The sequence below is a fragment of the Stenotrophomonas sp. P5_B8 genome, assembly GCF_054049855.1.
Map to the genome: position 1 here is coordinate 1 of NZ_JBFULO010000713.1, position 1,159 is coordinate 1,159.

Annotated in this window: 3 protein-coding genes; 1 reads left to right on the plus strand and 2 read right to left on the minus strand. The window is 69.0% G+C overall.

What is annotated here, in order from left to right:
• Nucleotides 1-116 precede the first annotated feature (116 nt).
• Together ACXJKH_RS20905 and ACXJKH_RS20910 are read right to left on the minus strand one after the other, a co-directional pair.
• Entirely contained in the window at nt 117-413 is a 297-nt protein-coding gene (locus tag ACXJKH_RS20905) for a cell division protein ZapA (protein WP_259207475.1), read from the minus strand.
• Nucleotides 410-631, minus strand: a complete 222-nt coding sequence (locus tag ACXJKH_RS20910) for a TIGR02449 family protein (RefSeq protein WP_038686482.1) — start codon at nt 629-631, stop codon at nt 410-412. The genes ACXJKH_RS20905 and ACXJKH_RS20910 overlap by 4 nt, the downstream gene beginning before the upstream one ends.
• A 199-nt stretch (nt 632-830) precedes the next feature.
• On the opposite strand from ACXJKH_RS20910, the gene ACXJKH_RS20915 reads away from it, so the two are divergent.
• Nucleotides 831-1,159, plus strand: a 329-nt coding sequence (locus ACXJKH_RS20915) for a UPF0149 family protein (protein WP_457322256.1), incomplete at its 3' end; no start/stop codon positions are given.

Here is a 1,159-nt window from a genome sequence, read left to right on the forward strand (position 1 = left end):
TGCGATGGCCGCGTGCAATGAAACATCGCGTGGAACACCGTAGAGCCGACCGTTGGTCGGCTTGCCCACACCGCACGTGCCAATGACCCCGGTAGAGCCGACCGTTGGTCGGCTGCTCACGCCCCGTCGATCGCCCGGTCCAGCCGCCGGTTCAGATCGGCCAGCGTCTGCTGCAGGGCGACGGCTTGGCGCGCATGTTCATCGCGCAGCTGCTGCAGTTCGTGGGCCAGGTTCAACGCGGCCAGCACGGCCACCCGGTCCACGGCAGCCATCCGGTTGCTGCCGCGGATCTCGCGCATCTTCGCGTCCAGCAGGCGCGCGGCGGCGGTGAGGATCTCGCGTTCCTCCGCGCCCACGCCCACGGTGTATTCACGGTCCAGGATGCGGACACTGACCGGTTCGGTCTGGCTCATGTGTGCTGCTCCAGGGACTTGAGGCGGGTGATCATCGCTTCGACCCGGGAGCGGGCCTGTTCGTTCTTGGCCAGCAGCTGGGAGCGCTCGGCCACCAGTTGTTCCTGCTGGTGGCGCAGGCTGCGGTTTTCCTCGGCCAGGCGCTGGTTGCGCTCCAGCAACGCCTCCACCCGGGCGGCGAAGGCCTGCAATTGGGTGATGGCGTCGGAAGGTTCCATGACCGGCACGATAGGCAAGGGCGGTGGAGGCGGTCAAGCGAATAATGACGGGGCCTGCGGCGGCTGGCTCCCGGTCCCTGTCGGCAGCGCCCCGGGCGGCGATCACGACCCGATGCGGGCGGGCGGATTGCTACACTGTGAGGCTGCCAGAGCGCCGCCCACCGGGGCTGCTGGCACCTTTTTCCGATCGAGCCCCAAGATGACCGAACTTCCGAGTGTCGATGACGTAAACCAGGCCAGCCAGGCGTTGGGCCTGGGCGCCACTGCCGCTGAACTGCATGGTGGCCTGTGCGGCTGGCTGTCCGCGGGCGGTGCGCCGGTGCGTGAATGGCCGGCGCGGGTGCTGGCCGACGACAACCTGCCGCTGCCGACCGACGGCGACGCGCTGTCGCGCCTGCTGAGCGCCAGCGTGGCGCAGCTGGAGGATCGCGACTTCGCCTTCGAACTGCTGCTGAGCGATGACGCCGATACCGCCGCGCAGGCCGATGCGCTGTTCACCTGGGCGCGTGCGTTCCTGGGCGGCTTCGG

Bases quoted from the DNA above. Each gene is read 5' to 3' on its own strand.
- ACXJKH_RS20905 (WP_259207475.1), bottom strand. From the start codon at position 413: ATGAGCCAGACCGAACCGGTCAGTGTCCGCATCCTGGACCGTGAATAC.
- ACXJKH_RS20910 (WP_038686482.1), bottom strand. From the start codon at position 631: ATGGAACCTTCCGACGCCATCACCCAATTGCAGGCCTTCGCCGCCCGG.